Source organism: Streptomyces sp. NPDC048473 (assembly GCF_043200155.1).
In the GTDB taxonomy this organism is placed as follows: domain Bacteria; phylum Actinomycetota; class Actinomycetes; order Streptomycetales; family Streptomycetaceae; genus Streptomyces.
Genome location: NZ_JBICXE010000143.1, coordinates 1 through 3,659, shown reverse-complemented (window position 1 = coordinate 3,659; position 3,659 = coordinate 1). Strand labels below are relative to the sequence as shown.

Sequence of the window (3,659 nt, the reverse complement as noted above, 5' to 3'; positions counted from 1 at the left end):
GCGGTCTGGCGGGACGGGGGGACGACGTATGCGGAGGTGGAGTTGCCGGCGGGTACGGATCCGGCGGGGCACACGCTGCATCCCGCGCTCCTCGACTCCAGCCTCCACGCCATGGCACTGGGCGGCCTGGTCGAGGACGCGGCCGACGGGCTGGCCCGTCTCCCGTTCAGCTGGAGCGGTGTACGGCTGACCGCCACGGGAGCCACCCGCCTTCGTGCGGTCCTGAAGTCGAAGGGACCGGACCGCCTGAGCATCGCGTACTACGACTCGACCGGGGCGCCCGTCGGCTCTGTCGACTCCCTTGTTCTGCGCTCGGTCTCGCACGAGGCGCTCGGCGGCAGTGGCAGTGAGCTTCGGCGCTCCCTCTACCAGGTGGACTGGACACCGCTCGACGCAGGCCAGGCCACGCCTGCCGACTCCTCCGCGCCCTTCGACGGTCTCAAGACCTCAGCTCCAACGGTGTTGCTCGGCAGCGTCGACCCTCGCTTTCCCGGAATCCCCGCTTACACCGGCCTGGCCGCGCTCGCCGCAGCCGTCGAGCAGGGTGCGTCGGTACCCGATGCCGTGGTGTGGGCGGTGAGCGCCCAGGGCGACAGCCCCGTCACCGCCACGCACGATGCGGTACGGGAGGCCGCCGACCTGGCACGTGAATGGCTGGAGCTGGAGACGCTCGTGTCGTCGCGCCTGGTCGTGCTCACCCACGGTGCCCTGGCCGCCCAGAGCGGTGAACACATCACAGGGCTGGCCGAAGCCGCCGTATGGGGCCTCTTCCGCTCCGCCCAGCTTGAGCACCCCGAACGGTTCGTACTCCTCGATGCGGACATTCCTGCCCATTCGACCCCGGGATCACTGTCCGCCGCTCCCACCTCCACCTCCCAGTCCCTCCCCGTCGCGCTCTCCCTCGCTCTCGTCTCCGGTGAGGGCCAGCTGGCGCTGCGCGGCGACACCCTGCTCGTCCCGCGTGTCGCCAGGGCCGATGCCACTCCCGCGCTCATCAGGCCGACGACGCCCTGGCGGCTGGATGTGACCGAAAAGGGAACGCTGGACAATCTGGCGCCGGTCGAACACCCCGGGGCCGCACGGTCGCTCGCCGCCGGTGAGGTCAGGGTCGCGATACGTGCGGCCGCGCTGAACTTCCGTGATGTGCTGATCACACTCGGCATGTACCCGGGTGAGGCGATGCTCGGCAGCGAGGGCGCGGGTGTGGTCACCGAAGTGGGCTCAGGCATCACCGACTTGGTCCCCGGCCAGCGTGTGATGGGGCTCTTCGAAGGAGCGATCGGCCCTGTCGCTGTCGCCGACCGACGGTTGCTGGCCCCCATGCCCGAAGGCTGGAGCTTCGCCGAGGGCGCTGCCACACCGATCGTGTTCATGACCGCCTATCACGCCCTCACCGACCTCTCCAGCCTGCAAGCAGGTGAGTCCGTGCTCGTCCACGCCGCTGCGGGCGGCGTCGGGATGGCGGCCGTACAGCTCGCCCACCATCTCGGCGCCGAGGTCTTCGGCACGGCCGGAACCGGCAAGTGGGACACGCTGCGCACGCTCGGCCTCGACGACCGGCACATCGCCTCGTCGCGGACGCTCGACTTCGAGAGCGAGTTCCTTTCCAGGACCGACGGCCGGGGGATGGACGTCGTACTCGACTCCCTGGCCGGTGAGTTCGTGGACGCCTCGTTGCGGCTGCTGCCGCGCGGTGGCCGGTTCCTGGAGATGGGCAAGACCGACATCCGCGACGCCGACGAGGTCGGTGCCGCACATCCCGGTGTCTCATATCGCGCGTTCGACCTGATGGACGCGGGCCCCGACCGCATCCAGGAGATGCTGGTGGCGCTGCTGGAACTCTTCGTCTCCGGTGCGCTCCGGCCGCTGCCGGTCACCTCGTGGGAGGTCGGCAGGGCAGTCGAGGCGTTCCGGTTCCTGGGACAGGCCAAGCACGTCGGCAAGGTGGTACTGACCATGCCGCCGGCCCCGAGCCCCCAGGGCACCGTTCTGATCACCGGCGCCACCGGGGCCATAGGCCGAATCGTGGCGCGGAGGTATGTCACCGAATACGGTGCACGCAACCTGCTGCTGGTCAGCCGCAGCGGACCGGCGGCCGAAGGCGCCGCCGAACTGGAAGCAGAGCTGACGGCGCTCGGCGCCACCGTGACCATCACCGCATGCGACACGTCCGACCGCGCGTCGCTGGCCGCGCTTCTCGCGGAGATCCCCGCCGGGAAGCCCCTGAGCGCGGTCGTGCACGCGGCAGGAGTCATCGACGACGGCGTACTGACGTCGCTGACCGCCGAGCAGATCGCAACCGTCCTCCGGCCCAAGATCGACGCCGCCTGGCACCTCCACGAACTCACCCTGGACCACGCCCCGGCGGAGTTCGTCCTCTTCTCCTCGGTCGCGGGCGTCATAGGCAACCCGGGGCAGGCCAACTACGCGGCCGCGAACAGCTTCCTGGACGCCCTCGCCCAGTACCGGCATGCCCAGGGCCTGCCCGCGCATTCGGTTGCCTGGGGAGTGTGGGACACCAGCGACGGGATGGCCGAGGCGCATGCTCGCCGGCGAGCCGACCGTTCCGGCATCCAGCCGCTTCCGGCCGAAGCAGGCGGGGAAATCCTGGACGGACTAAGGAAGTTGGGCAGGCCGTTCGTGATGGCGGCCAGGCTCGACCCGGCCGCCCTGCGCGACAGGGCCGCCGCCGGAACCCTTCCGTCGATCCTGGCCGGACTCGTCCGCACCACCACACGCCGCACCGTGGGCGCCGCCACCGGCGACTCGACACTCGGCCGGCGGCTGGCCCAGCTCTCCGCCGCCGACGGTGACCAACTGCTCCTGGACCTCGTCCGGTCCGAAGTGGCCGCGGTTCTCGGCCACGCGACACCGGACGGTATCGAGCCCACCCGCCCCTTCGGCGAGATCGGTCTCGACTCGCTGACGGCAGTCGAACTGCGCAACCGGCTCAACACCGCCACCGGCGTCCGGCTACCCGCCACCCTCGTCTTCGACTACCCGACCCCTGCCGCACTCGTGCCCTTCCTGCGCGGCGAGCTCGGCACCGAGACCGCGGACCGCAGCATTCCCGCTGCGGTGTCGGTGGTTTCTTCGGTCGATGGTGAGGAGCCGATTGCGATTGTGGGGATGGCGTGCCGGTATCCGGGTGGGGTGGGTTCGCCGGAGGATTTGTGGCGGCTGGTTGCCGAGGGTGCGGATGCGATTGGTGATTTTCCGGTGAATCGGGGGTGGCGTACGGAGGGGTTGTACGACCCGGATCCCGATGTGGTGGGGACGACGTATGCGCGCAGTGGTGGGTTTCTGCATGACGCGGATGAGTTCGATCCGGCGTTCTTCGGGTTGAGTCCGCGGGAGGCGTTGGCGACGGATCCGCAGCAGCGGTTGTTGCTGGAGACGGCGTGGGAGGCGGTGGAGCGGGCCGGTATCGACCCCACCTCGCTGCGCGGGACCACGACCGGAGTCTTCGCCGGAGTCATCGCCGGTGACTACGCCTCACGGCTGCGCAACGTCCCGGACGGCTTCGAGGGATACCTGTCCACCGGGAACACGACCAGTGTGGCATCGGGGCGTATTTCGTACACGTTCGGTTTCGAGGGTCCTGCGGTGACGGTGGATACGGCGTGTTCGTCGTCGTTGGTCGCGGTGCATCTGGCTGC

General features: G+C 69.7%; 1 protein-coding gene. It reads left to right on the top strand.

Translation table 11 applies throughout. The annotated features are described in order from the left end of the window. Positions 1-36: 36 nt before the first annotated feature. Positions 37-3,659: SDR family NAD(P)-dependent oxidoreductase (locus ACGFU7_RS47705; protein WP_393705048.1), on the top strand; the 3,623-nt coding region annotated here is incomplete at its 3' end.